This is a genomic window from Bacillus sp. FCW2 (genome assembly GCF_021228595.1).
Lineage (GTDB): Bacteria > Bacillota > Bacilli > Bacillales > Bacillaceae > Bacillus > Bacillus velezensis.
In genome coordinates, this window is record NZ_CP089436.1 from 2451708 (window position 1) to 2472132 (window position 20425).

Annotated in this window: 22 protein-coding genes; 7 read left to right on the forward strand and 15 right to left on the reverse strand. The window is 47.2% G+C overall.

The genetic code is table 11. From position 1 onward, the window contains the following. Nucleotides 1-114 precede the first annotated feature (114 nt). On the forward strand, nt 115-459 hold the full coding sequence (locus K3G25_RS12280; protein ID WP_014419052.1) for a DUF4181 domain-containing protein: 345 nt from the start codon (nt 115-117) through the stop codon (nt 457-459). Nucleotides 460-466: 7 nt separating this feature from the next. Here K3G25_RS12280 and ggt read toward each other — a convergent pair whose 3' ends face one another. After that, nucleotides 467-2044, reverse strand: coding sequence for a gamma-glutamyltransferase (gene ggt, locus K3G25_RS12285; protein WP_232489324.1), 1578 nt, complete (start codon nt 2042-2044; stop codon nt 467-469). A 207-nt stretch (nt 2045-2251) separates the two neighbouring features. Here ggt and K3G25_RS12290 point away from each other — a divergent pair, with 207 nt between their 5' ends. From K3G25_RS12290 to chrA, 3 genes are read left to right on the forward strand one after another with little or no spacing between them, the layout of a single operon-like run. Continuing rightward, nucleotides 2252-2728 carry a chromate efflux transcriptional regulator ChrS gene (locus K3G25_RS12290; RefSeq protein ID WP_021494839.1) on the forward strand — a complete coding sequence of 159 codons (477 nt, stop codon included), beginning with the start codon at nt 2252-2254 and terminating at the stop codon, nt 2726-2728. 13 nt (nt 2729-2741) lie between these two features. After that, nucleotides 2742-3332, forward strand: a complete 591-nt coding sequence (gene chrB / locus K3G25_RS12295; protein ID WP_017418772.1) for a chromate efflux transporter subunit ChrB — start codon at nt 2742-2744, stop codon at nt 3330-3332. Then, nucleotides 3329-3865 (forward strand): chromate resistance efflux protein ChrA, encoded by a 537-nt coding sequence (gene chrA, locus K3G25_RS12300; protein WP_021494837.1) that lies wholly within the window; start codon nt 3329-3331, stop codon nt 3863-3865. The genes chrB and chrA overlap by 4 nt, the downstream gene beginning before the upstream one ends. A 26-nt stretch (nt 3866-3891) precedes the next feature. Here chrA and K3G25_RS12305 read toward each other — a convergent pair whose 3' ends face one another. Next, nucleotides 3892-4110, reverse strand: a complete 219-nt coding sequence (locus K3G25_RS12305; RefSeq protein WP_017418770.1) for a hypothetical protein — start codon at nt 4108-4110, stop codon at nt 3892-3894. Further along, a complete protein-coding gene (locus K3G25_RS12310) occupies nt 4107-4652 on the reverse strand; it encodes a flavodoxin family protein (protein WP_072177772.1) in 546 nt (181 codons plus the stop codon). The genes K3G25_RS12305 and K3G25_RS12310 overlap by 4 nt, the downstream gene beginning before the upstream one ends. Nucleotides 4653-4774: 122 nt before the next feature. Here K3G25_RS12310 and K3G25_RS12315 point away from each other — a divergent pair, with 122 nt between their 5' ends. After that, nucleotides 4775-5656 (forward strand): LysR family transcriptional regulator, encoded by an 882-nt coding sequence (locus K3G25_RS12315; protein ID WP_017418769.1) that lies wholly within the window; start codon nt 4775-4777, stop codon nt 5654-5656. 86 nt (nt 5657-5742) lie between these two features. On the opposite strand, the gene K3G25_RS12320 is transcribed toward K3G25_RS12315, so the two are convergent. The 12 genes from K3G25_RS12320 to K3G25_RS12380 all read right to left on the reverse strand — a co-directional run bounded on the left by K3G25_RS12320 (nt 5743) and on the right by K3G25_RS12380 (nt 15766). After that, nucleotides 5743-6459: an endonuclease V gene (locus tag K3G25_RS12320; RefSeq protein ID WP_053285349.1), complete on the reverse strand. Its 717-nt coding sequence runs from the start codon at nt 6457-6459 to the stop codon at nt 5743-5745. 92 nt (nt 6460-6551) lie between these two features. Beyond that, on the reverse strand, nt 6552-7205 hold the full coding sequence (locus tag K3G25_RS12325) for a hypothetical protein (RefSeq protein WP_100262049.1): 654 nt from the start codon (nt 7203-7205) through the stop codon (nt 6552-6554). Between the two features lie 106 nt (nt 7206-7311). Beyond that, a complete protein-coding gene (locus K3G25_RS12330; RefSeq protein WP_100262050.1) occupies nt 7312-7797 on the reverse strand; it encodes a hypothetical protein in 486 nt (161 codons plus the stop codon). Further along, nucleotides 7797-9803, reverse strand: coding sequence for a T7SS effector LXG polymorphic toxin (locus K3G25_RS20765; protein ID WP_269770601.1), 2007 nt, complete (start codon nt 9801-9803; stop codon nt 7797-7799). Before K3G25_RS20765 ends, K3G25_RS12330 begins: the two co-directional genes overlap by 1 nt. A 19-nt stretch (nt 9804-9822) precedes the next feature. After that, entirely contained in the window at nt 9823-10083 is a 261-nt protein-coding gene (locus K3G25_RS12345; RefSeq protein ID WP_007614257.1) for a YwqI/YxiC family protein, read from the reverse strand. Then, nucleotides 10083-10517 (reverse strand): coiled-coil domain-containing protein, encoded by a 435-nt coding sequence (locus tag K3G25_RS12350; RefSeq protein ID WP_014419065.1) that lies wholly within the window; start codon nt 10515-10517, stop codon nt 10083-10085. The genes K3G25_RS12345 and K3G25_RS12350 overlap by 1 nt, the downstream gene beginning before the upstream one ends. Nucleotides 10518-10797: 280 nt before the next feature. Then, nucleotides 10798-11586 (reverse strand): YwqG family protein, encoded by a 789-nt coding sequence (locus K3G25_RS12355; RefSeq protein ID WP_095270917.1) that lies wholly within the window; start codon nt 11584-11586, stop codon nt 10798-10800. A gap of 63 nt (nt 11587-11649) precedes the next feature. After that, a complete protein-coding gene (locus tag K3G25_RS12360; protein WP_095270921.1) occupies nt 11650-12975 on the reverse strand; it encodes a UDP-glucose dehydrogenase family protein in 1326 nt (441 codons plus the stop codon). A gap of 199 nt (nt 12976-13174) precedes the next feature. Continuing rightward, complete coding sequence (locus K3G25_RS12365) at nt 13175-13939, reverse strand: tyrosine-protein phosphatase (RefSeq protein WP_061861609.1); 765 nt, start codon at nt 13937-13939, stop codon at nt 13175-13177. A gap of 45 nt (nt 13940-13984) precedes the next feature. Beyond that, complete coding sequence (locus tag K3G25_RS12370) at nt 13985-14674, reverse strand: CpsD/CapB family tyrosine-protein kinase (protein ID WP_061861610.1); 690 nt, start codon at nt 14672-14674, stop codon at nt 13985-13987. Continuing rightward, a complete protein-coding gene (locus K3G25_RS12375) occupies nt 14661-15407 on the reverse strand; it encodes a protein-tyrosine kinase activator TkmA (protein WP_007407552.1) in 747 nt (248 codons plus the stop codon). Before K3G25_RS12375 ends, K3G25_RS12370 begins: the two co-directional genes overlap by 14 nt. A 215-nt stretch (nt 15408-15622) precedes the next feature. After that, on the reverse strand, nt 15623-15766 hold the full coding sequence (locus K3G25_RS12380; RefSeq protein WP_003151259.1) for a YwzD family small protein: 144 nt from the start codon (nt 15764-15766) through the stop codon (nt 15623-15625). Between the two features lie 203 nt (nt 15767-15969). On the opposite strand from K3G25_RS12380, the gene K3G25_RS12385 reads away from it, so the two are divergent. Both K3G25_RS12385 and K3G25_RS12390 read left to right on the forward strand, forming a co-directional pair. Continuing rightward, entirely contained in the window at nt 15970-17580 is a 1611-nt protein-coding gene (locus tag K3G25_RS12385) for an SWIM zinc finger family protein (protein WP_014419070.1), read from the forward strand. Beyond that, the gene (locus tag K3G25_RS12390; RefSeq protein ID WP_232489325.1) at nt 17567-20341 is read left to right on the forward strand and encodes a DEAD/DEAH box helicase; all 2775 of its coding nucleotides are present in this window, start codon (nt 17567-17569) and stop codon (nt 20339-20341) included. Before K3G25_RS12385 ends, K3G25_RS12390 begins: the two co-directional genes overlap by 14 nt. Nucleotides 20342-20425: the final 84 nt, after the last annotated feature.

The window sequence follows — 20425 nt, forward strand, 5'->3', positions numbered from 1 at the left end:
AGGGGTCTTTTTGAGTCTTTTACCATTTAACTCAGCCTAATGTCTTGTAGAATGCCGAAACTTACAAGGTCCTCACCCGTATGAAACGAGTGGCACATTTTTAGGAGGCAGACGATGGATTTCACTCAGTTACTGATTTTTTCAGCCGTATTTATTTTGCTCAGCCTTATGTTTCAAGTATTTGCCGTCAAAGTTCTCAATTTGCCAAAGCCTGTTAAAAAGCAGAAGCCGATAAACGGCACACATCGATTAATCGAAATCACACTGCTTATTACGGGCATCGCAGCGGTGAATTTTTTCAATGAAATGTACGTATTTGCGGGAGTTGTTTTCATGCTATTTTGCTGCAGCGGCTTAATGGAATGGCGGCACCGGCGGGAGGAAAAGCAATATGTGTACGATTCGTTTTACGCAGGTCTTTCTGCCGCGCTTGGCGTGCTTATTTTTTTCATCAGTTAGCGCAGCTCTATACTCCTGCGGCCGCTCCGTCGCCGCGCGGGTCGGCCCCGCCTTGGAGAAAGCCTTCTTCATCAATGACGATCGCTGCCGCATGGCCCATAAGCCCGTCAAAATCACCAACGGTCTCGACGCGGTGGCCGCTCTGCCTTAGGGCTTCTCTCGTTTCAGGGCTGATTCTGCTTTCAACCCTCAGCCCTTCATACTCCTCTCCCCATGTCCGTCCCCAGACCCAGCGCGGCTCATTGATCGCCTGCTGGGGGTTCATTTTGTAATCAATGATGCGCGTAATCATCGCTGTCTGAGTTTGCGGCTGGCCTTCTCCTCCCTGGGTTCCGTACAGGATGTGCGGTCTTCCTTCTTTACAGGCCATCGCCGGCATGAGGGTGTGGAACGTCCGCTTGCCGGGTTCAAGTGTATTGACATGAGATTCGTCCAGCGAAAAAAATGACCCGCGGTTTTGCAGCAGAATGCCCGTCTCCCCCGCTGTAACGGCAGATCCGAACTCGAAATAGAGGCTCTGAATAAAGGAAACGGCATTTCCTTCCGCATCGGCGACGGCGGCATAAGCTGTGTCGCTTCCGATCGGCCGGCTTACCGCCGGCGCAGCCGCGTTACCAATTTCTTCCGCAAGCTGCTTTGCATACCGTTTATCAAGCAGCCGATCCAGCGGAATATGAGAAAATGCCGGATCAGTCAGCACTTCATTCCGGTGCTGAAAACTCTTCTTCAGCGCCTCGATCAGCAGATGATAATAGTCAAAGGAACCGTGTTCGATCTGAGAAAAATCATAGTTTTCCAATATATTGAGCGTCATTAAGCCTGTAAAGCCCTGTGAATTCGGCGGAGCCTGATAGATTTTGCACCCGCGGTAATCGGAGGATACCGGGTTCGTCCACTCGCCGCGGTGGGCTTTAAAGTCATCAAGTGTCAGACGGCCGCCGTTGTTTTGCAGAAAGGATGTGATGCGTTGAGCGAGGTCTCCTTCATAAAAAGCGCTTCTGCCTTTCTCGGCAAGCTGCTCCAAGCTGGCCGCCAGATCCTTCTGGACAAACCGTTCACCGGGCATGGGCGCTTTTTTGTTTCTCGTAAAAATGGCCGAGGTGTAAGGCATTGAGGCTAAAAGAGCGAGATTGCGTTCTGTGTGGGCGCACTGGTCGGCGGACACCGGAAATCCGTTTGCCGCATAATCAAGAGCAGGCTTCAGCACCTCAGCGAGCGAAAGACGCCCGTACGCCGAAAGCACGGCATCCCAGCTGTCCGCCATTCCCGGAACGGTAATGGCGCTTTCTGTCCCGCGCAGAGGGATCGCTTCTCTTCCCCGATACAAGTCTCTCGTCACATGCTTCCCTGAACGGCCGCTCCCGTTATAAGCTTTGATTCGTCCCGTTTCTTTATGGTAAGTGAGCCAAAATGAATCCCCGCCAAGACCCGTCATATGCGGATACACAACTGCCAGACAGGCGCTGACCGCCACTGCCGCGTCAAACGCGTTTCCGCCCTTTTCCAGAATGCCGGCCCCCGCCTGAGAAGCGAGATAATGCGGACTGACGACCATTTGTTTCGTTCCGATGGTTGAAGTATTCATGGCAAGCCCCTTTACAAATTTTCTCAAGTATAAAAAGCGGCTTCGCGGCCATCCACATTCCTGAAAGAAAATCTCACACACTATTTACTTTTCGATAAGAAATAATTCTAAGTTATTACGCATCGAAAACAATAAAAAAATTCTCCCTTCATACCGTAATGTTTCATGATACAATAATGTCTACCAAATGAAGGAAGGTGAAGCGGGTTGGAACATGAATACAGCATTCCGAATCTTGTTCTTGATGAAACGGATAAACAGATTCTTTCGATTTTGCACGAGGAAGGGAGGATTTCCTATACAGACGTAGGAAAGCGGGTTAACCTGTCGCGAGTGGCGGTTCAGCACCGCATTCAGCATTTACTGGATGCCGGTGTGATTGAAAAATTCACCGCTGTCATCAACCCGACGAAAATCGGCCGTCATGTGTCCGTGTTTTTTAATGTGGAGGTGGAGCCGCAGTATTTGGAGGAAACCGCATTAAAGCTTGAAAAGGAGCCGGCCGTGACAAGCCTTTATCACATGACCGGACCGAGCAAGCTGCATATGCACGGCATTTTCGCAAATGATCAGGAAATGGAAGAGTTTTTGACAAAACGGCTCTATACGCAAAAAGGCGTCGTCAGCGTCGACTGCCAAATGCTGATTAAACGGTATAAAAGCAGAACGGGCATGAAGCTGTAAGGAGGACATAGCCATGAAACATCCCTATTGGGACATTACGGCGGCGATGGTCCGAACGGGCATTCTCGGATTCGGGGGCGGCCCGTCGGTGATCCCGCTCATCCGCCATGAAGCCGTCAATAAATACAAATGGATAGATGATGATGAATTCGGAGAAATATTAGCGATCGCTAATGCGCTTCCCGGACCGATTGCCACAAAAATGGCTGCGTATCTGGGCTTTAAGCTGAAAGGCACGTTAGGCGCAATCGCGGCAACCCTCGCACATATTCTGCCTACATGTCTCGCTATGGCGGGCTTGTTTGCGGCTGTCAATGTCTTAAGCCACTCAGCAATTGTTGCCGGCATGATTGGCGCCGTAACACCGGTGATTGCGGTAATGCTCGGCATCATGGCGTACGAGTTTGGCCAAAAAGCGCTTAAAGGATTCGGCTGGGTCACGGGCATCCTGTTTTTTATCATCGCTTTTATCGGCCTGCAAACGTTACAGATCAATCCCGGCTTTGTCATTATCATTTTCTTGGCGTACGGCGCGTTTCATTTTAAATTAAAGGACAAAATCACAAATAAACGTTCAAAAGATAAAGGAATGTCGGCCTCATGATCATGATTTATATATTTATGGCGTTTTTTGTCGCAAACGTACTCGGATATGGAGGCGGACCGGCGTCGATCCCGCTGATGTTTGAAGAAGTCGTCAACAGATACAGCTGGCTCTCAAACGATCAATTCTCAAATATGCTCGCACTTGCGAACGCATTGCCGGGCCCGATCGCCACGAAAATCGCTGCGTATGTCGGCTACAGCGCAGGCGGGTGGCCCGGGTTCCTGATTGCGCTGATCGCCACTGTCGTACCGTCGGCGCTCGCATTGATCGTCCTCTTGCGCATCATTCAGCGCTTCCGCCAATCCCCCGTCATCAAAGGTATGACGCTGTCCGTCCAGCCTGTCATCGCCGTCATGATGCTCATTCTTACCTGGCAAATCGGCGCAGACGGCATCAAAGCGATCGGCTGGGTTCAAGCGATAGTGATTGCGGGGATTTCCCTCCTTGCCTTGACAAAATTCAAGATGCATCCGGCCTTCCTGATTATCGCGGCGTTTTTGTATGGAGGTCTTGTGGTTCCTCATTTATAAAGAAAAGCACCTGGACAGGTGCTTTTTTATTTTGGCCCAGAAATACCATTTGATATGACAACTGTTTCTTCGCCTGCATCACTCTTGATGATTTGCTTGACTTGCAGCGTTGCGCCTGCCATTCTCACAAATTGCTGAACCTGAGGCGAATTGGTTTCAGCCTGTATCCAAACAGAAGTCGGCGCTTTCCAAGCTAAAAAGAGTGCGAGAATCAACATACCAGAGATAACCAGCAGCAGTTTCATAGAGCATCACTTCTTTTCAATAAGCTGCTCGCCGCGCTCAGCGCCTGATGATCATGAAGAATATCACCGGGACGATTGCCTTCTCCCAGCACATAGCCTTTAAAGGACATCCCCATAAAATGAAAAATATGTTCAAATTGCTGAATCAGCGGCAGCCCTTTTAGTTTAGGATTGTCTCCTCCCACTGCTGTTACATATACCTGCTTCGCTGACATTTGCTGTTTAAAATCAGGAAATCTCGGATCTCTCAGCGTCTGTGACCAGCGATCAATAAACAGCTTTAATGTCCCTGACATGCCAAACCAATAAATTGGGGTGGCGAATACAAGAATATCGCACGGCAATATCCGCTCAATGATAGAATCGCAGTCATCTTGAACAGGACGAAAGCCGCCTTGGGCGTGACGCAGATCTTCAATTGGCTGGAGCCGATATTTCCGCAAATGAATGTGCTCCGCATCGAATCCTTGAACAGCCTTCTCCGCAAGAATATCCGTATTTCCGCCAGACCTCGTTCCGCCATGAATAACCGCAATTTTCATGATGCATCTGCTCCTTTGTTTACGAATGATTTTCTTCATCATATAATGGATTCATCAATCAATACAGATGATTATTTCGATTATTCCAATCGGTAAAACCGATTTAGAAAGGGCGAGAACATATGGAATTGAAGCAGCTGATCACCTTTATTACCGCAGCAGAACATGTAAACTTCACCCTAACCGCCAAGATGCTTAACTATGCACAATCAAGCGTTACCTCTCAGATCAAATCACTTGAAGAAGAAATCGGGACTCCTTTATTTGAACGGCTCGGCAAGCGGCTCATCCTGACAGAAGCCGGCAAAACATTCAAATCCTATGCGGAGAAGATCATTGCGTTAACAGAAGAAGCAAAAATGGCCGCAAATCAAGTAAGAGAAACAACCGGAACCTTGAAAATCGGCGCGACGGAAAGCCAGTGCACATACCGCCTTCCGCCTATCATAAAAGAATTCAAACAGGCTTTTCCTCAAGTAAAGCTCATATTCAAACCGTATGTGTCCAACGAACAAGCGAAAGAACAGCTCTTACAGGGCCAGCTTGATATCACTTTCATTTTGGATGTGAACCGGACGGAAGACGCACTGCACGTTGAATCTTTGATTCAGGATGAAATCAAAATGGTAGCCGCCAATGACCATCCTTTTCCAGCAGACTCACCAGCAACATTGAAAGACCTTCAAAACGAAACCCTTCTGCTGACAGAGGACGGCTGTTCATACCGCACGCTCTTTGAGAACACTTTACATGACGCCGGAGTCTACCCTAACAAATTAGAATTCGTCAGCATAGAAGCCATCAAACAATGCGTGATGGCCGGACTTGGAATTGGACTATTGCCTGAAATGACAGTAAAAGACGATATTGCCGAAGGACGGATGAAAGAACTCAGCTGGCAGAATGAATGCCCTGTTTTTACTCAATTAGCATGGCATAAGGACAAGTGGATGTCTGCGCCATTAAAGGCTTTTATCGATTTGACGCGAAAAACATTCAAATAAAAACCTATCTGCAAGGACGACAAAGTTTTTAATAAAGCAGACACCAGGCATACAAAAAAACACTTGGTGGCTTAGAGCCCCAAGTGTTACACGTGATTTTTCCGATAAAACGTTCGCAAAACATGCGTTTCAAGGTCAGCCAGACGGACAGGGATCGGCAGCCTGCTTTCTTGATTGATCAAGCTCATCGTGATCTGATAGCTGCTTTCTAAATCAATGTCATGTCCGCAAGACAAAAAGATAGGCTTCACGTCCCGCCGCGTTCGCAGCGCCCGTCCATATACCTCGCCGTCAATGATAATATCGGTGTATGCGCCGACTTCATTTTCAGGCGTCACGAAATCGCAGCCTTTGATTTTGAGATAGGTTTTCGCAATCCCTATCGTCGGCTTACCCAGAAAAAAAGCCGCATGGGTGGCAACGCCCATATGATTGTAATGCAGATACCCGTTGCCATCAAACAAAAACACATCCGGCTCCGCCTCCAGCTTTTCTGCCGCTTCAATGATCAGCGGCAGCTCGCGAAACGCAAGAAAACCGGAAACATACGGCACGCTGATTTTCCCCACGCTGTGCACTTTTTCAATCACTTCTTTTGTATCAGCGTCAATCACGATGATACTGCATACGCCGTACGGTTCCCCGTCCTGCTCCCAATAAGCGAGGTCGACGCCTGCGCAGGTGTTGACGGAGTCTGGATGGATGACGGGGGATAGGTTGATTTTATGTATTAGGGATTGTTGTGTTCGAACAAAATCCGATTCATCTTTTAGATCAAAATCGTGAATTTGATGTATTTTCATTTCACTTGTTTTCCTCTCTAAAAATAGTCTTCGTGCTCAATCGTCCTGCGTTTCGATCTAACGAAGACTCCTTCAACAAATTATATCTTTTATTAAAATTCATTTTTCATTTCTTTCATAAAAATAAGGTCCAATTGTTTAAGTAATTCTTTAAGTTCAGTACACATAATATCTTCTAAAGGATTTTCCCAATCTTCGTTTTTTATCAGTTCAATGCCATAACTGCCGGTTGGATCGCCTTCTGGGTACCACCCTGCATCAAGCAGCAAATTTTTAGTTTTATGAGAAATCTGCAGGAGGTCTTGATTAAAGTCAAATAACCAAGCATCATCATTTTCCTCTAGAGTTTTAGGGTCAGTATCTTTTAATGTAATATAATCAACAGTCCAGCCCGCCGGTATCTTAAGCCTTAAGAAATTGGGAACATGTTGGCTTAGCTGTTGCAAACCCTCTAAAACCCCGCTTCCCACAGTCCAGATTTGATATTCTAGCTCTTCCAATAATTGTTCCATTTCATTAAAAGAGTCTTCTTTATAAATCTTATCTGCTTTTAAGCCCGCTACTTTGACATGATATTGATCATTTTCAAATATTGCCTTAATAACAGCATTACGTTTTTCATTTTGTAGTTTTAGCAGTTCATATTTTTCTTCCATTCTTTTTTCTGAATTTAAGTTGTTCTGTACTACAGACCAGCCATTACAGATTTTTAATGGCTGCAATTGAGAAATTTGATTTCTGTCCATCCTGCTTCTCCTTAATATATCAGTAAAACAAGGCAACTCCTAATGAGAAACAAAAACGCCAGCCCTTGGTTTAGTCCATAGACTGACGTTTCGTTTAAAACCTCTCTTAAGCTTTTTTCAAGACAATAAAAGTCCCGTTAGGATAATCGCCATTCCAACCACACGGAAAATAACCAGCTTTATAAATTTCAAAAACTTTTTCAAAAAAATTATTTGTATTACCATTAATTGCTCTATTAATAGCACAATTGTTTATGTCAGCTACGATATCCTCAAAAAAGGCATTATATCCAGTAGAGGCACTTCTGATGTTTTCAGAAAAAATATCTAATAACGAGTCTATATTTTCCGGCTTTTGATTATCTTCTAATTCGTAAAATCGCCCCCATACTTCACTCATCTCAATTTCCCTTATATCTTTCCATGTATATTCGTCTTCTCCATATACTTCTTCATAAGCCAAGTATTCAGCCTGTTTTTGATCATTAATTATTTTAGTAAAATTAGATACATTAACTGATTTTATAGGTTTAAAGGTTTTCGAAAATTCAATTACCTCTTCCACTAGATTATGATACTTCCCAAAATTCATTACTTGTTATACCACCTTTCCCAAAGATCTACTGTCGCTCCACCGCCTCTTTTCCAAACAGGTTTTCTTGAGGCGCTATCTTCTTTCCTTTCTAATTTATATGCTTCGAATCCTTTCTCCTTTATTTTCTTTAATTCTGTTTGTAAATAATCGTCCCTCATATAAAGAGGCAACCCTTTTTCTTGTAATTCTCTTAATTTTTGTTGTAAACCATATACCTGTTTTTCAATGACGTCTACACTTTGGTTAACATCGATCTCATCTAATTTTTTTCTCACAAAACTACTATATACTGAATGATATCCTTTATGCCGTGAAGTAGCACTTATATCATCATCCGGTATCCTTAAGAAAAAACCATTTGAAGCATCATCCATATCCATTCCTAACTTCTTCAAAACAGGATGACTTCGAAACTCCTTCGGTATAATATGTTGAGCCTGATATGGAGTACGTTTTGTTGAACGTGGAAGTCCCATTTGCTCAAACATATTTTTACCCAATTTAGTTGAACTCCCTCCTGTAACCTTTCCTGGAGTTCCTGGAATTAATCTTGTGGGAGTGCTTCCACTGCTGCCGCTACCCGCCATCTTCACAATCCCAAGATCTTTCACAGCCGTCGTTTTCACATCAGCATGAATGATCGGGAAAGTTGCGCCATCCGGTGTGACAGTCTTGTGGACACGAATTTTTACATTCGTCGGTACTTTGAATTCTTTTACTTGGTCTAGAATCTTTTTCCCTTTTTCAACTTTTGATGCTTGTGGCGATTTTGCAAGCGGTATGCCTTTGTTTACATGCTTCGCCAATGCACCGGCTCCAACCATACTCAGCGCAGCTTCCAGCGCCCCTTGCTTCCGCTTCTCCTCAGACACTTTGTTTCCGAACATATCTCTGCCTGTGACGGCTTCTGTGAATCCGTTTGAGGCAACAAGGCCGTATGCGCCCATTTCTGTCATTTTGAGAATGTCTAAGGATTTTCCGGTTTTATAGGCATCTAAAGCATGTTCTGCGGCAATGACGGTTTTCCCGGTTTTATAAATGGCTTTTCCGCCTTTGAAAGCGCGGCCCGCCCAGCCGACGACCGGTATGAATCCGGCGGCGGCCATCGCTCCTGCTGTGACGCGTTCTGCGGTGGAGAGTTTTTCTCCGGTCACCGGATCAACGCCTTCGGCTGCTCTTTTATAATCATAATAGCCGGTGACTTCGCCGGTAAAGTTGCAGATGCCGTCCCATGTTTTTTCGTACCATGGTTTATTGGCTTCTTCTTCAGCCTTTTCCTGAAGCCGTCTTGCTTCGGCCTGCTGGGCTTTTGCGTCAATATAGCCCGTTCCCTGTTTTTCTGCCGCCATGACGCTTTTGTAGATTTCATTGCTGTGGAAGGCTTTTTTGTCATAGTACATAGGGGATGCGCTTTTCCCGTTGCTGGTGGCCTGCATGAGAACGGAATATTTGCTGAGCACTGCGTTGTCCAGAGATTCTAAGTTTTGATATTCAGCGGTCAGGGATTCATCAAGCGTATCGACTGCCGTGATCGTGTCGCGTCTGGTTTTCTGGGCATCGCCCATTTTATCAGCGTAATCATCCAGCGTATATGTGTCGAGATGAATAATATCGCTGATGCCTGACAAAATTGAATCGATTTCTGCTTTATGAGCGGAGACAATCTCTGAAGCTTTCAAATCCGCATTGGGCAGCTCATGCTCCAAAAATGAAGTCTCCACATATGTATCGCTGAGTTCTTGATCTTTAATGTCACCTGAAATGCCATTTAAAAACGCAATTTGAGCAGAGACAAGCGTCAGCCAGCTGTCGGCGATTTCCGCTTGTCCCTGAAAAAAATCTTTTATATTGTCTGCGCCTTTCCCTTTCAAAGCATCACCCAGATCGGCCACGCCTTGAAAGGCTTGTTTGAGCGCCCGCAGCTGCTCTTCAAGGGCTTCGTATTGTTTCTTTCTCTTATCTGCTTCGTCCGTTAACGATTGTGATTCAAACACTTTGCTCATCGGCAAGTCCTTTCTTTCGTTATTTTACGGCGATCGCCTCGTCCTGTTCTTTCAAAGAATCTACGTTGTCTTTAACGTCCGCGATATTCTTATGAACGGCCTGCTTGTATTCGCTGATCATCGATACAAGCTTTGCCTCGCGGGATTGGTACTTGGAGGTATAGTCGAGCTTGTTTTTTCCGTTTGAACCGGCGTTCCCGATCGAAACGGCCTCCAAAGCGCTGCTGACGGATTCAAGCTGCTTCATGACGGCTCCGTATTTGAGTTTTATTTCTGCCATTAAAACCAACTCCAGCTTCTTTTGATTGATTGTATTTTTTCTCCGACCGTGTCAAGGGCTTCTTCTCCCAGCGTCAGCAGGTGCTCTGCCTCTCTCGCGATGCTTCTGGCGGCAAGGAGCCCTCCTTTTTCAATTTCAAGCTGTGTCATCTTTAAGCCGATTCGGTAAATATAACCGTCGTATTTGTCTGTGACGATTCTGTATGCTTCTGTATGGGCCTGGTCGCGCCGGTCATCAAATTCTTCAGCAAAAGTGCCGGTCCAATGATGGTCCAGGTGCGGCTTGAGGATGTCTCTGATTTCAGATACGCCCTCTTCCTGCAGAGATTCTATCTCTCTTTTCGCTTCTTTTAATTTATCAATTTGGTGTTCAACCTCGCCCAGTTTATGGCTGATCGTGCTGTTAATATGGCTTAATGTGCTTGAATGGCTCATCTGTTTTCACCTCGTCTTACGCAAAAAGTCGTACAAAAAGCACAGACTTTTCCATACTATATTTCCATATATTATATTTTAAAATAGACAGAAAGCAGCTTAAATAGGTTAAATGACTTATTTTCAGCAGCCGAGATGCTCATCATTAACGCCAAAAGACTCACATAAACGGCATATCCATTCATTGATCTCCTCTATGTATCCATGATAAATTCCCTAAAAAAAAGGAGACAGTGATGAACCGTCTCCTTTGCCTTGTATCATGATCATCATACTGTCGTTAACTGCAGTCCCAGTTGTACAAAACGTTTGAGAAATCTTTTTTCTTCAAATCTTCCGGTCTGATAAAGAAATTGGCGATTCCCACATCTCCCCACATCGAATCAATGTCATCATCTGAATCAATTTGCAAAAGCAGAATCGTATGGTTTTGATGGGAGTAAGACCGCGGATCTTCCTGGGTAAAGGACGCATAGCCGCCGATTTTATGGCCGAATGCGTTCGCCGTATATTCGTCATACACCTCATCGTCAAACTGCTCGAAATAGTCAAAGGCATCCATCCCGGCATACCGCCCGAATTGAAAATCAGACGGGAGCACCCATTCAGCAGACAGCTCAGGGGTGATCAGCGCTTCGGATTGAATCGGAAAATCGTACTCCTCTTCAACCTGAACGAAAGAAAAATCATCCATGAGCTCCGCTTCTTCTGCTGTCACATGTTCAAAATATTTGACGCAGAAACCCGTTTGCGCGCACCCGTCGTCAAAATTCAAACCGTATACGTCATCACTGACCGATATGTAAAACTGAAGAATGCCGGTGTCCGGAAAATCAGGAAGTCCGGGCATATCCGCAAAATTGATTTGAGCGAGAAGCTTCATCGGCCTGCCGCTTTCATCTTCAGGATATGGTTCATGTTTCGGAAAATAGGGGTCTCCGGCCATTTTACTGTCATACCGACCCGTTTCAGCTTTTTTGACGTGCAGTTTGATAAAGGGCCGTGCTGACGTTTCCAGCAGACCGCGGGATGATTCCATTTGCTTCGGCAATTTCCATGTTTTTTCCACGATAAATATCCCCTTCGTCTCTAATGATTGTATGATAAAAGGCCGGCGCAGTCCGCCGGCCTTTCAAGTGACAGAATCAGTCTGAGGCACGACGGCTCTTCTTCCGATTGAGATATATTCCACGCCCGCCTGTTCCGCTTCCTCAAGCGAGTGGCAGTTTCTCCCGTCGAAAATAACCGGGGTTTCCATCAGCTCTTTGTACGCTTCAAGCGGGAAGTGTTTAATTTGTTCCCAATCTGTCAGAATCAGTACGGCATCCGCTCCCCTGACGGCTTCTTCTATGGACTCCCGATAGGAAACTTCAGCCGGAAGCAGCCCGGAAGCCCGGAATGAAGCGATCGGATCGTACGCTGTCATCCGGGCGTCAAGAGCCGCCAGACGATCCGCAATGACAATGGACGGCGCATCCCGCATATCATCTGTATTCGGCTTAAAAGACAGCCCTAATAACGCGATGGTCTTCCCCGTCACACCGCCGAGCCTGTTCAGCACTTTATCAACCAGCATGGACTGCTGGTTATTGTTGACTTTAATGACGGACTTCAGCAATTCAAAATCATGCTCCACATGTCCCGCGATCTGCACGAGGGCGTTTGTATCCTTCGGAAAGCAGGAACCGCCGTAACCGATGCCGGCTCTTAAGAATTGATTGCCTATCCGTTTATCCAATCCCATTCCGTGTGCGACTGATTCCACATCCGCACCGACTTTTTCACATATATGAGAAATTTCATTAATAAAACTGATTTTTGCCGCTAAAAATGCGTTTGACGCATATTTGATCATCTCAGCGCTTCTGATGTCCGTATGATATACCGGAATCGCAAGCGGCGCGAAAACCCGGTCAAGCGTTTCCCGCGTCTGCCGGTCTTCAGCCCCGATCACGATGCGGTCGCCGTGAAAGGTATCGTGAATCGCCGAACCTTCACGGAGAAATTCCGGATTCGAGGCGATTGAAATGTTCACGTCCGCTTTCAGCCTTGAATGAATAACTTCTCTGATCCTGTCATTCGTTCCCACGGGAACCGTGCTTTTTGTCACAACGATCGCATCTTTAGAAATATGTTCGGCAATCCGTTCGGCGACATTTTCAATATAAGTAAGGTTTGCGTGCCCGTCTTCTTTTTGCGGCGTTCCGACCGCTATAAAAATAACGTCCGCTTCCGCAAGCCCTTTTTCGTAGCTCGTTTCAAATGCCAGCCGATGCCGGCCGATATTTCGTTTCATCATATCTTCAAGGCCCGGTTCAAAGATAGGGGACAACCCCTTTCTCATCTGCTCAACCTTATGTTCATCAATATCTATGCATGTTACGTCATGGCCGATTTCTGAAAGAGACACTCCTGTCACAAGACCGACGTAGCCTGTTCCGATCACTGTTATTTTCATCGTGTTCCCCCAACCGTTTAGAAATTGCTGCTGGGCAGCTTACCGTTATTATCATATGATCCCGGCGCCGGCGGAATGCCGGAAGCCTGAGGGCATGATAGGAAAAAACGGCGCCGGCCGCTGATAATAGCATAAGCATAAAAGAATCATCTTGCAAAACAGCCGCTTACGCTTCATTTAAACGGGATGGAGACGACGATTAAAAAAGACCCCAGCGCTTACGGCGGGCCACAGGCAGCGGAGGTTCCTTATAAACGGCTTTGTTTTCAGCGAGAAGCGCCGCATTTTCCGTGAGCATGTAAATCAGCTCAGCCCCTGCTTCTTTTTTCAGAACGCCGAGCGCCTCCTGATAATAAAAATTTCTCGGTCCGAGATTATGGGCGTCGGATGCGAGAAAGTGGATCAAATTCGCTTCAATCAGCTGCAGCGAAAAGGATTTCGCTTTCCGCCCGAATGCTCCGGCAATGCAGCCGGCCGTCACTTGGGCGGCCGCCCCTTTCTTCACAAGATTGTATAGAACGGAAGGGTTTTCGCGAATTTCCCTGTTCCGCTCCGGATGGGCGATGACGGGGACATATCCGTTCAGCTGCAGTTCATAAAACAGCCTTTCAGCGTAGGCCGGGACATGATCCGCCGGAAATTCCGCCAGCACATACTTTGTATTATGGAGCGGGACAAGCGAGCCGCTTTGAAGACCTGTCAGCAGATCTCCGTCTGTTCTGATTTCCTGGCCGGGCAGAACAGTCAGCGGAATGCCTTCCTTATTCAAACGTTTGTTTAACAGGCTGACCGCTTCGTTGACCGTATGCCGGTCCGTGTCATAGCGGTATTTCACATGATGCGGCGTCGCGATGATCGTATCAATCCCCTGTCTGACCGCTTCTCTCGCCATCTTCAGGCTTTCTGTATCATCCGCCGCGCCGTCGTCTATGGAAGGAAGGATGTGACAATGGATATCTATCATATTTCAATCCCTCCTTAAAAAGAATGGACCGCGCCCATTATGACATTATTGTCCGTAATAGGCGTAGTCCGAGTGTTTCGTTTGTTTCTTCCCGTTCATCACGGCCCCAAGGAGCTTGCACGGGCAGTAATCGAGCGCTTCTTTCGCCTTGGCCGCTTTTTCCTTGTCCGTTTTCCCGCTTGAGATCACCATAATGGCCCCGTCAGTGTAGCTGCCTAATATTTTCGTATCGGCTACAGCCAAAACGGGAGGCGTATCCAAAATCACCTTATCATAAACTGCGCCGGCTTCTGACAGAAGATCTTTCATGGCACCCGTCGATAAAAGCTCCGCCGGATTGGGCGGGATCGGCCCGCTCGTTAAAATATCCAGGTTTGCTTCATCAGCCGGCAGGACGGCTTTCTGAAACGGCATCTGTTTTAACAGCAGTGACGTTAATCCGGTTCCGTTGTCCAATTTGAAGGTGAAATGAACCGTCGGTTTGCGCAGATCCGCATCAATTAAAAGCACTTTTTTCCCCTGCTGTGCAAATACGACGGCAAGGTTGGCCGCGGTTGTCGATTTTCCTTCTTCCGGGCCGGCGGATGTGATCAAAATGGACTTCACCTCCGTATCAACGGAAGAAAATTCAATGTTTGTGCGGATCGTGCGATATTGTTCTGAGTTGATGGATTTCGGCTCAGACATCGCAATCACGCTTCGTTTTCCGGGTTTGTCTTTTTTACGCGTCAACATGTCCGCCCCCCGCTTGTTTGGTTTCCGCCATCCTCAAGTTTTTGGCAACGCTGTCTTTAGTACTGATTGAAGTAACCGTTCCCAGGATCGGGATGCCGAGCAGCGATTCCAGCTGTTCTTCCGATTTGATCGTATTATCCAGATGTTCCAGCAAAAAGGCGAGACCGATTCCGCCCAAAAGTCCGGCGGCAAACGCAATCGCGATGTTCAGCTTACGGTTAGGCTCTGCCGGTGACTGGCTGTCCGCCGCTTCGGCCTTTGAAAGGATGCTGACATTATCCACGTTCATGATGGCGGTGATCTTGTCCTGAAAAACGGCTGCAACCGCATTTGCCATAACGGCCGCCCGCTTAGCATCCGTATCCCGCACGGCAATCGTCACGACTTGTGAATCCTGCTCGCTGGACACCGTGATTTTCGATTCCAGCTCTTTCGAAGTCATGGACAGATGCAGCTGTTTAATCACTTCGTCGAGAATGACCGGGCTTTTGATGATGACATTATACGTGTTGATTAATTGGAGGTTGGTTTGAACGTCATTGAATTGGACTTCTTTTTGATTGTTTTTGGATTGGCTGACCAAAATTTGAGTTGAGTTTTCATAGACCGGCGTAAGAGCGAAGAAACTGATGAGTCCGCCTGCGGCAGATGCCGCCGCGGTAATAATAAGTATAAACAGCAGACGCTTTCTCAGTATTGCGAATATTTCCTTTATGCTTGTAGATTCTCCCATATAACCTCCATATCACTTTCCGCGTATTCCCATTCCCTCCAATGATCTTTTCCAATTACGATTATACAGCTTTAAACTGTCATTTCTAACCTTTTCAAATGACAAAATTCGACAAAAATAGACAATCACTTCAATCTGTTTTATTTTTGTAAGCGCTTTAAATACTGGTGCCACAGGAAGATTAAAAAATCCCGCGGCCAAGAGCCTGCGGGATTTTATGTTGCATATCCATTTTTAATATAAGAAATCAAATTCTCAAGCATTTCTTTTGTGGTCATCTCAGAGGACTGCTCACCGATGTCGTGCGCATGCATTAAAATCTTCAGAAACTCCTCTTGATCTAACTTCGTTTTCTTCATCATTCGTTTCCTTTCGGCTTCCATTAAATTGAAAACAAGATTATTATATGCTGTCGGGTGCTGTTTTGCAATCTCTAATACATCATTCGACACATTCGGGTTTTTATGTCCTTTTTTAGGAAAAACTTTTTCCGGGCCATGTGTTGCGATATAATAGAGGAATTGGAATCTTTTTATTTTGTGACTCGTTAGGAGCGATAATCATGCTTCAGGATATGATTGCTAAAGAAGATGTGCTCGCAGCGGCTGAACAGCTTAAAGAACTTCTTCCTTACAATGAAGACAATGTTCAGCTGATGAAGAAAGCACTCATTTTATATCGGCAGGATTCCGTCTATCGTATACAGGTTCAAACCCCGACAGAGATTTCCGCATATGTGCAGGATGTTGTGCCTGTAAGGGTCACGCTGAACTTATTTTTCATGGTGAAAAGCGGCTGCGCATGCCCGTCTGAGGCGATCTGCCGCCACGTACTGGCCGTTTTTCTTTACGTATATGCCCAATTCGAGCGGGTCGGTACCTTTACCGAACATTGGCTGGAAAGAGAAAAGCTTGAGGAAAGCAGGGAGCTTGTCCGCCGGCAGTTTCAGGAAAAAGTGCTGCCGAATGAAGAGTCGCTGTCAAGCTGGCTCGCTTTTTTTGATTCGGAATTCTCGCTGTGGGAGGCGCGGACGCCGGCCGGAAGCCAGACGATGCAGGGCCTTTATTACGGCTATCTGTCAGCGCTCAAAAAACACGCCCCGAAAAAACCCGAGCTTAAAAGCTTATATCAGATTCATTCGGCGCTTGCCGTCTGGCTTCACATGTTCACTTTGATTGAGTCAGGCAGATTGGATGCCGAAAAAGATTATTACAGCATCAATCCATACGTGGAACAGCTGATGGATACGATTTATTCCTCCATTGACAGACTGAAAACGTACGCCTTGTCTTTTTCACTCGATCCTTTTTTAGACCGGACGCCCCCGGTGCTGCGCAGACTGCTTGTGAAAGAAGAGCTTTTTCAATACGAACGCCTCCGGGTATTCGGTGAGATGTGGAGCGCGCTTTTGAACCGGCCGAAATGGGTCGCGCGTGAACAGGAGATTCTCGCACAGGAAAGCGGGCGCCGTTTTTCACCGGAAGTGCGGTTCGGACGGCTTCATCTGGCCTTTTTGCAAAAAGATGATGAAGCGGTCTTCCAAGATATGTCCCGCTTCCCTCCTGAAGCGCTGCCGTATACCTTTCAATGGCTCGGTGAACTCACCGCGAAAAAAGACTGGAAACGGCTGAAAACATGGTATGGCCGGATCGAACCGCTTGCCGTGAACTATACGAAGCTTGATAAGCCGTTTAAAGAAATGCGCGACATCATCGGAGAGCTGTTTGCGCTATTGGCGGATTATGCGCGGCACTCACGGGATGATCAGCTGTTTGAACGGTTTGCTTCCGGCTGCCTTCCCTATACCTTTACCGAATACAGCCAGTACCTGTACGAAAAACGGCGGTACGCGGAGTGGGTGGAGATTCACAGCCTCGTCGGTTTTTCCGTCTGGGAAATCGAAAAGGACATCCTGAAGGAAATTGCCGCCAGTGATCCGGAAGCGCTCATCCCCTCCTATCACCGGGCGGCGGCCTTTTTTATCGACCAAAAAAACCGCAGCGCCTATAAAGAGGCTGCACGCCATCTGAAAAAACTGCGGACGCTTTATAAAAAGGCAAAAAAACAGCAGGTATGGGAGCGGTATATCAGCCGGCTGAGCGCAAGTTACAAGAGGCTGCGCGCCCTTCAAGAAGAATTGCAGAAAGGAAAGTTGATTGATGGCGAGTCTTAAGGAAATTTTCATTCATGTAGAACAAATGGAAGATTGGACATTTACGCTGTCAAGCCATGATGAGAAGGAGCAGCCGCTTACTCTCAGTCAGATGAAGACTCATTTGTTCCAATGGCATGAGTCCACCTTTTACGGAACGTTTCTTGAAGACGTCAGCTTCATAGGCACTCCGGCCGTTCTGCTCAGCCCGTGGATGACCGTCGAGCTGCTCGGAAAAAACTCGTTCAATTCATTCAGCACCGTGCAGCTGACAAAGGAAACGGAACCATTAATCGAAGCGGCTTCGACGATATACGAATTTATTGCCGACGGCGATTTTCTTCCGGACTATGAGGCTTGGCAAAATGGCGTCCTGCGCTTCAAAGACCGTGAGCTTTTGCTGGAAGGCTTTACGGCAGACTGGTTCTCAGCCGCGGTCCAGGACTACATTCAGTACAATGATGACCTGCTGGAAAAATGGCGGCAGATCGAAACCCGCTCACCGGCCGTTCATACGTTTAAAGGCTCCTTTTTGGATGAAGATGATTTTCTCGAGGGAATCGGCTGGCATGACGATGTGACGCCGTTTACCGTCGGGCTCCGATTAAACGAGCCTGATTTTGACGGTGACGACTGGAAAATCGAAATGTTTTTACGTGAGAAAAAAACCGGCTCCATCACCTTTTTCGACGGACTGAAGGGACTGAAAAAAGCGTGGCAGGCATACAGCGGAAAAATCGCGCGCGAACAGGACCGCTTCCGCAGAACGGTTCCCTGGCTTTCGTTTGATTCAGGAACGACGCTGATTTCTGAAGAAGAGGCATGGATCTTCTTATCGGAAGCGAGTGAGACGCTTGTCGATATGGGTGTGGAGATTCTTCTCCCATCATGGTGGCAGATTGTCCGGGACAGCAATATGATGCTCAAGGCGAAAGTGTCATCCTCCCCGCGGGGCGAGTCCTTCGTCGGCATGAACGCTCTGCTTGATTTCAACTGGAGATTCGCCACTAACGGAATTGAGCTGACAGAGGATGAATTCAATGAGCTTGTCGCAAACAACAGACGTCTCGTCAACATCCGCGGCCAATGGGTGAAAATTGATCCGCAATTTATTAAACAGATGAAAAAACTGATGGAAAAAGCGGAATCTGAGGGCCTCCACATGTCCGACGTGCTGGCGCGCGAACTGATGGATCACGGGGAAAACGGAGCCGAGGACACGGACATCATTGACTCATCGGCATTTGCCGGGATCAAGATCGAATTATCAAAGCATCTCAGAAGCCTGATCCGCAAACTGACGGAAGCCCGGGATCTGCCGGAACATGAAGTCAGCGCCGCGTTTCAGGGCCAGCTCCGCCCTTATCAGATGTACGGCATGAACTGGCTTCTGTTTTTACGGGAAAACGGCTTCGGCGCCTGTCTCGCAGATGACATGGGACTTGGAAAGACGATTCAGATGATCGCTTATTTTCTCCATGTGAAGGAAAGCGGCCGGCAAAAAGCGCCTGCCTTAATCATTGCGCCGACATCGGTGCTCGGCAACTGGCAGCGTGAGCTCCAGACCTTCGCGCCGCAGCTGAAGGCCGTGCTTCATTACGGCCCCCGCCGGCCGAAGGGGGAAGCATTTGTCCCGGCCTATCAGGACGCGGACGTCGTTCTTACTTCTTACGGCCTGTCGCACGCCGATCAGGAAGAGCTTTCTTCCGTGACATGGAGCACCATCTGCCTTGATGAAGCGCAAAATATTAAAAACGCGCATACGAAGCAGTCCCGCGCGATCAGAAAGCTGAAAGGCGTCCATCATATCGCGCTGAGCGGAACACCGATGGAAAACCGCCTGACAGAGCTTTGGTCGATCTTTGATTTTATGAACAAAGGCTATCTCGGCAGTCTGACCGGCTTTCATAAACGCTATGTGCTGCCGATTGAGAAAGACCGTGACGAAAAAAGAATCAACCAGCTTCAGCAGTTAATCCGGCCGTTTTTACTGCGCCGGACAAAACGGGATGAAGAAGTGGCGCTTAATCTTCCTGACAAGCTGGAACAAAAAGAGTTTATCCCGCTCTCAGCCGAACAGGCATCCCTTTATGAACAGCTTGTCAAAGATACATTTGAACATATGGCTTCTCTGACCGGGATGCAGCGGAAAGCGCTGATTTTGAGCATGCTCGGCCGCTTGAAACAAGTATGCGACCATCCTGCGCTCTATTTGAAGGAAGAACAGACAGAGCTGTTAAACGGGAGATCCGTCAAACTGGAAAAGCTGCTTGATTTAATGGCGGCGATCCGCGGACAAGGGGAAAGCTGCCTCATTTTCACCCAATACATTCAGATGGGCAACATGATGAAGCGCCTCCTGGAAAAAGCATTCGGAGAACCGGTTCAGTTTTTAAACGGAAGCCTGTCCAAGCAGGAACGCGATTCTCTCGTCGAACGGTTCCAGAAGAAAGAATACCCGACGCTGATTTTGTCACTGAAAGCGGGCGGAACCGGCCTGAACCTGACGGCTGCCAACCATGTCATTCACTATGACAGATGGTGGAATCCGGCGGTGGAAAACCAGGCGACCGACCGCGCCTACCGAATCGGCCAGGAACGGTTCGTCCATGTTCACAAACTCATTACGACGGGAACGATTGAAGAAAAAATTGATGCGATGCTAGAAACGAAACAAACGCTGAACGATCAGATTATCCAAAGTGAAAATTGGATTACCGAGCTGTCATCCGCTGAGCTTGAAGAATTATTCACCCTCAGCGCATCGGCGCAATCACATTAAACGCAAAAAGGCCGGCTCTCTCAGAAGAGCCGGTCTTTTATGTCGTCCTTACTGTTACGCCGCATTTGCCATGAATGCGTCACG

What these genes read in the sequence shown, in the direction of transcription:
- K3G25_RS12280 (WP_014419052.1), top strand. Translation starts at nt 115, where the DNA reads ATGGATTTCACTCAGTTACTGATTTTTTCAGCCGTATTTATTTTGCTC.
- ggt (WP_232489324.1), bottom strand. Translation starts at nt 2,044, where the DNA reads ATGAATACTTCAACCATCGGAACGAAACAAATGGTCGTCAGTCCGCAT.
- chrB (WP_017418772.1), top strand. Translation starts at nt 2,742, where the DNA reads ATGAAACATCCCTATTGGGACATTACGGCGGCGATGGTCCGAACGGGC.
- chrA (WP_021494837.1), top strand. Translation starts at nt 3,329, where the DNA reads ATGATCATGATTTATATATTTATGGCGTTTTTTGTCGCAAACGTACTC.
- K3G25_RS12305 (WP_017418770.1), bottom strand. Translation starts at nt 4,110, where the DNA reads ATGAAACTGCTGCTGGTTATCTCTGGTATGTTGATTCTCGCACTCTTT.
- K3G25_RS12310 (WP_072177772.1), bottom strand. Translation starts at nt 4,652, where the DNA reads ATGAAAATTGCGGTTATTCATGGCGGAACGAGGTCTGGCGGAAATACG.
- K3G25_RS12315 (WP_017418769.1), top strand. Translation starts at nt 4,775, where the DNA reads ATGGAATTGAAGCAGCTGATCACCTTTATTACCGCAGCAGAACATGTA.
- K3G25_RS12320 (WP_053285349.1), bottom strand. Translation starts at nt 6,459, where the DNA reads ATGAAAATACATCAAATTCACGATTTTGATCTAAAAGATGAATCGGAT.
- K3G25_RS12325 (WP_100262049.1), bottom strand. Translation starts at nt 7,205, where the DNA reads ATGGACAGAAATCAAATTTCTCAATTGCAGCCATTAAAAATCTGTAAT.
- K3G25_RS12330 (WP_100262050.1), bottom strand. Translation starts at nt 7,797, where the DNA reads ATGAATTTTGGGAAGTATCATAATCTAGTGGAAGAGGTAATTGAATTT.
- K3G25_RS20765 (WP_269770601.1), bottom strand. Translation starts at nt 9,803, where the DNA reads ATGAGCAAAGTGTTTGAATCACAATCGTTAACGGACGAAGCAGATAAG.
- K3G25_RS12345 (WP_007614257.1), bottom strand. Translation starts at nt 10,083, where the DNA reads ATGGCAGAAATAAAACTCAAATACGGAGCCGTCATGAAGCAGCTTGAA.
- K3G25_RS12350 (WP_014419065.1), bottom strand. Translation starts at nt 10,517, where the DNA reads ATGAGCCATTCAAGCACATTAAGCCATATTAACAGCACGATCAGCCAT.
- K3G25_RS12360 (WP_095270921.1), bottom strand. Translation starts at nt 12,975, where the DNA reads ATGAAAATAACAGTGATCGGAACAGGCTACGTCGGTCTTGTGACAGGA.
- K3G25_RS12365 (WP_061861609.1), bottom strand. Translation starts at nt 13,939, where the DNA reads ATGATAGATATCCATTGTCACATCCTTCCTTCCATAGACGACGGCGCG.
- K3G25_RS12370 (WP_061861610.1), bottom strand. Translation starts at nt 14,674, where the DNA reads ATGTTGACGCGTAAAAAAGACAAACCCGGAAAACGAAGCGTGATTGCG.
- K3G25_RS12375 (WP_007407552.1), bottom strand. Translation starts at nt 15,407, where the DNA reads ATGGGAGAATCTACAAGCATAAAGGAAATATTCGCAATACTGAGAAAG.
- K3G25_RS12380 (WP_003151259.1), bottom strand. Translation starts at nt 15,766, where the DNA reads ATGAAGAAAACGAAGTTAGATCAAGAGGAGTTTCTGAAGATTTTAATG.
- K3G25_RS12385 (WP_014419070.1), top strand. Translation starts at nt 15,970, where the DNA reads ATGCTTCAGGATATGATTGCTAAAGAAGATGTGCTCGCAGCGGCTGAA.
- K3G25_RS12390 (WP_232489325.1), top strand. Translation starts at nt 17,567, where the DNA reads ATGGCGAGTCTTAAGGAAATTTTCATTCATGTAGAACAAATGGAAGAT.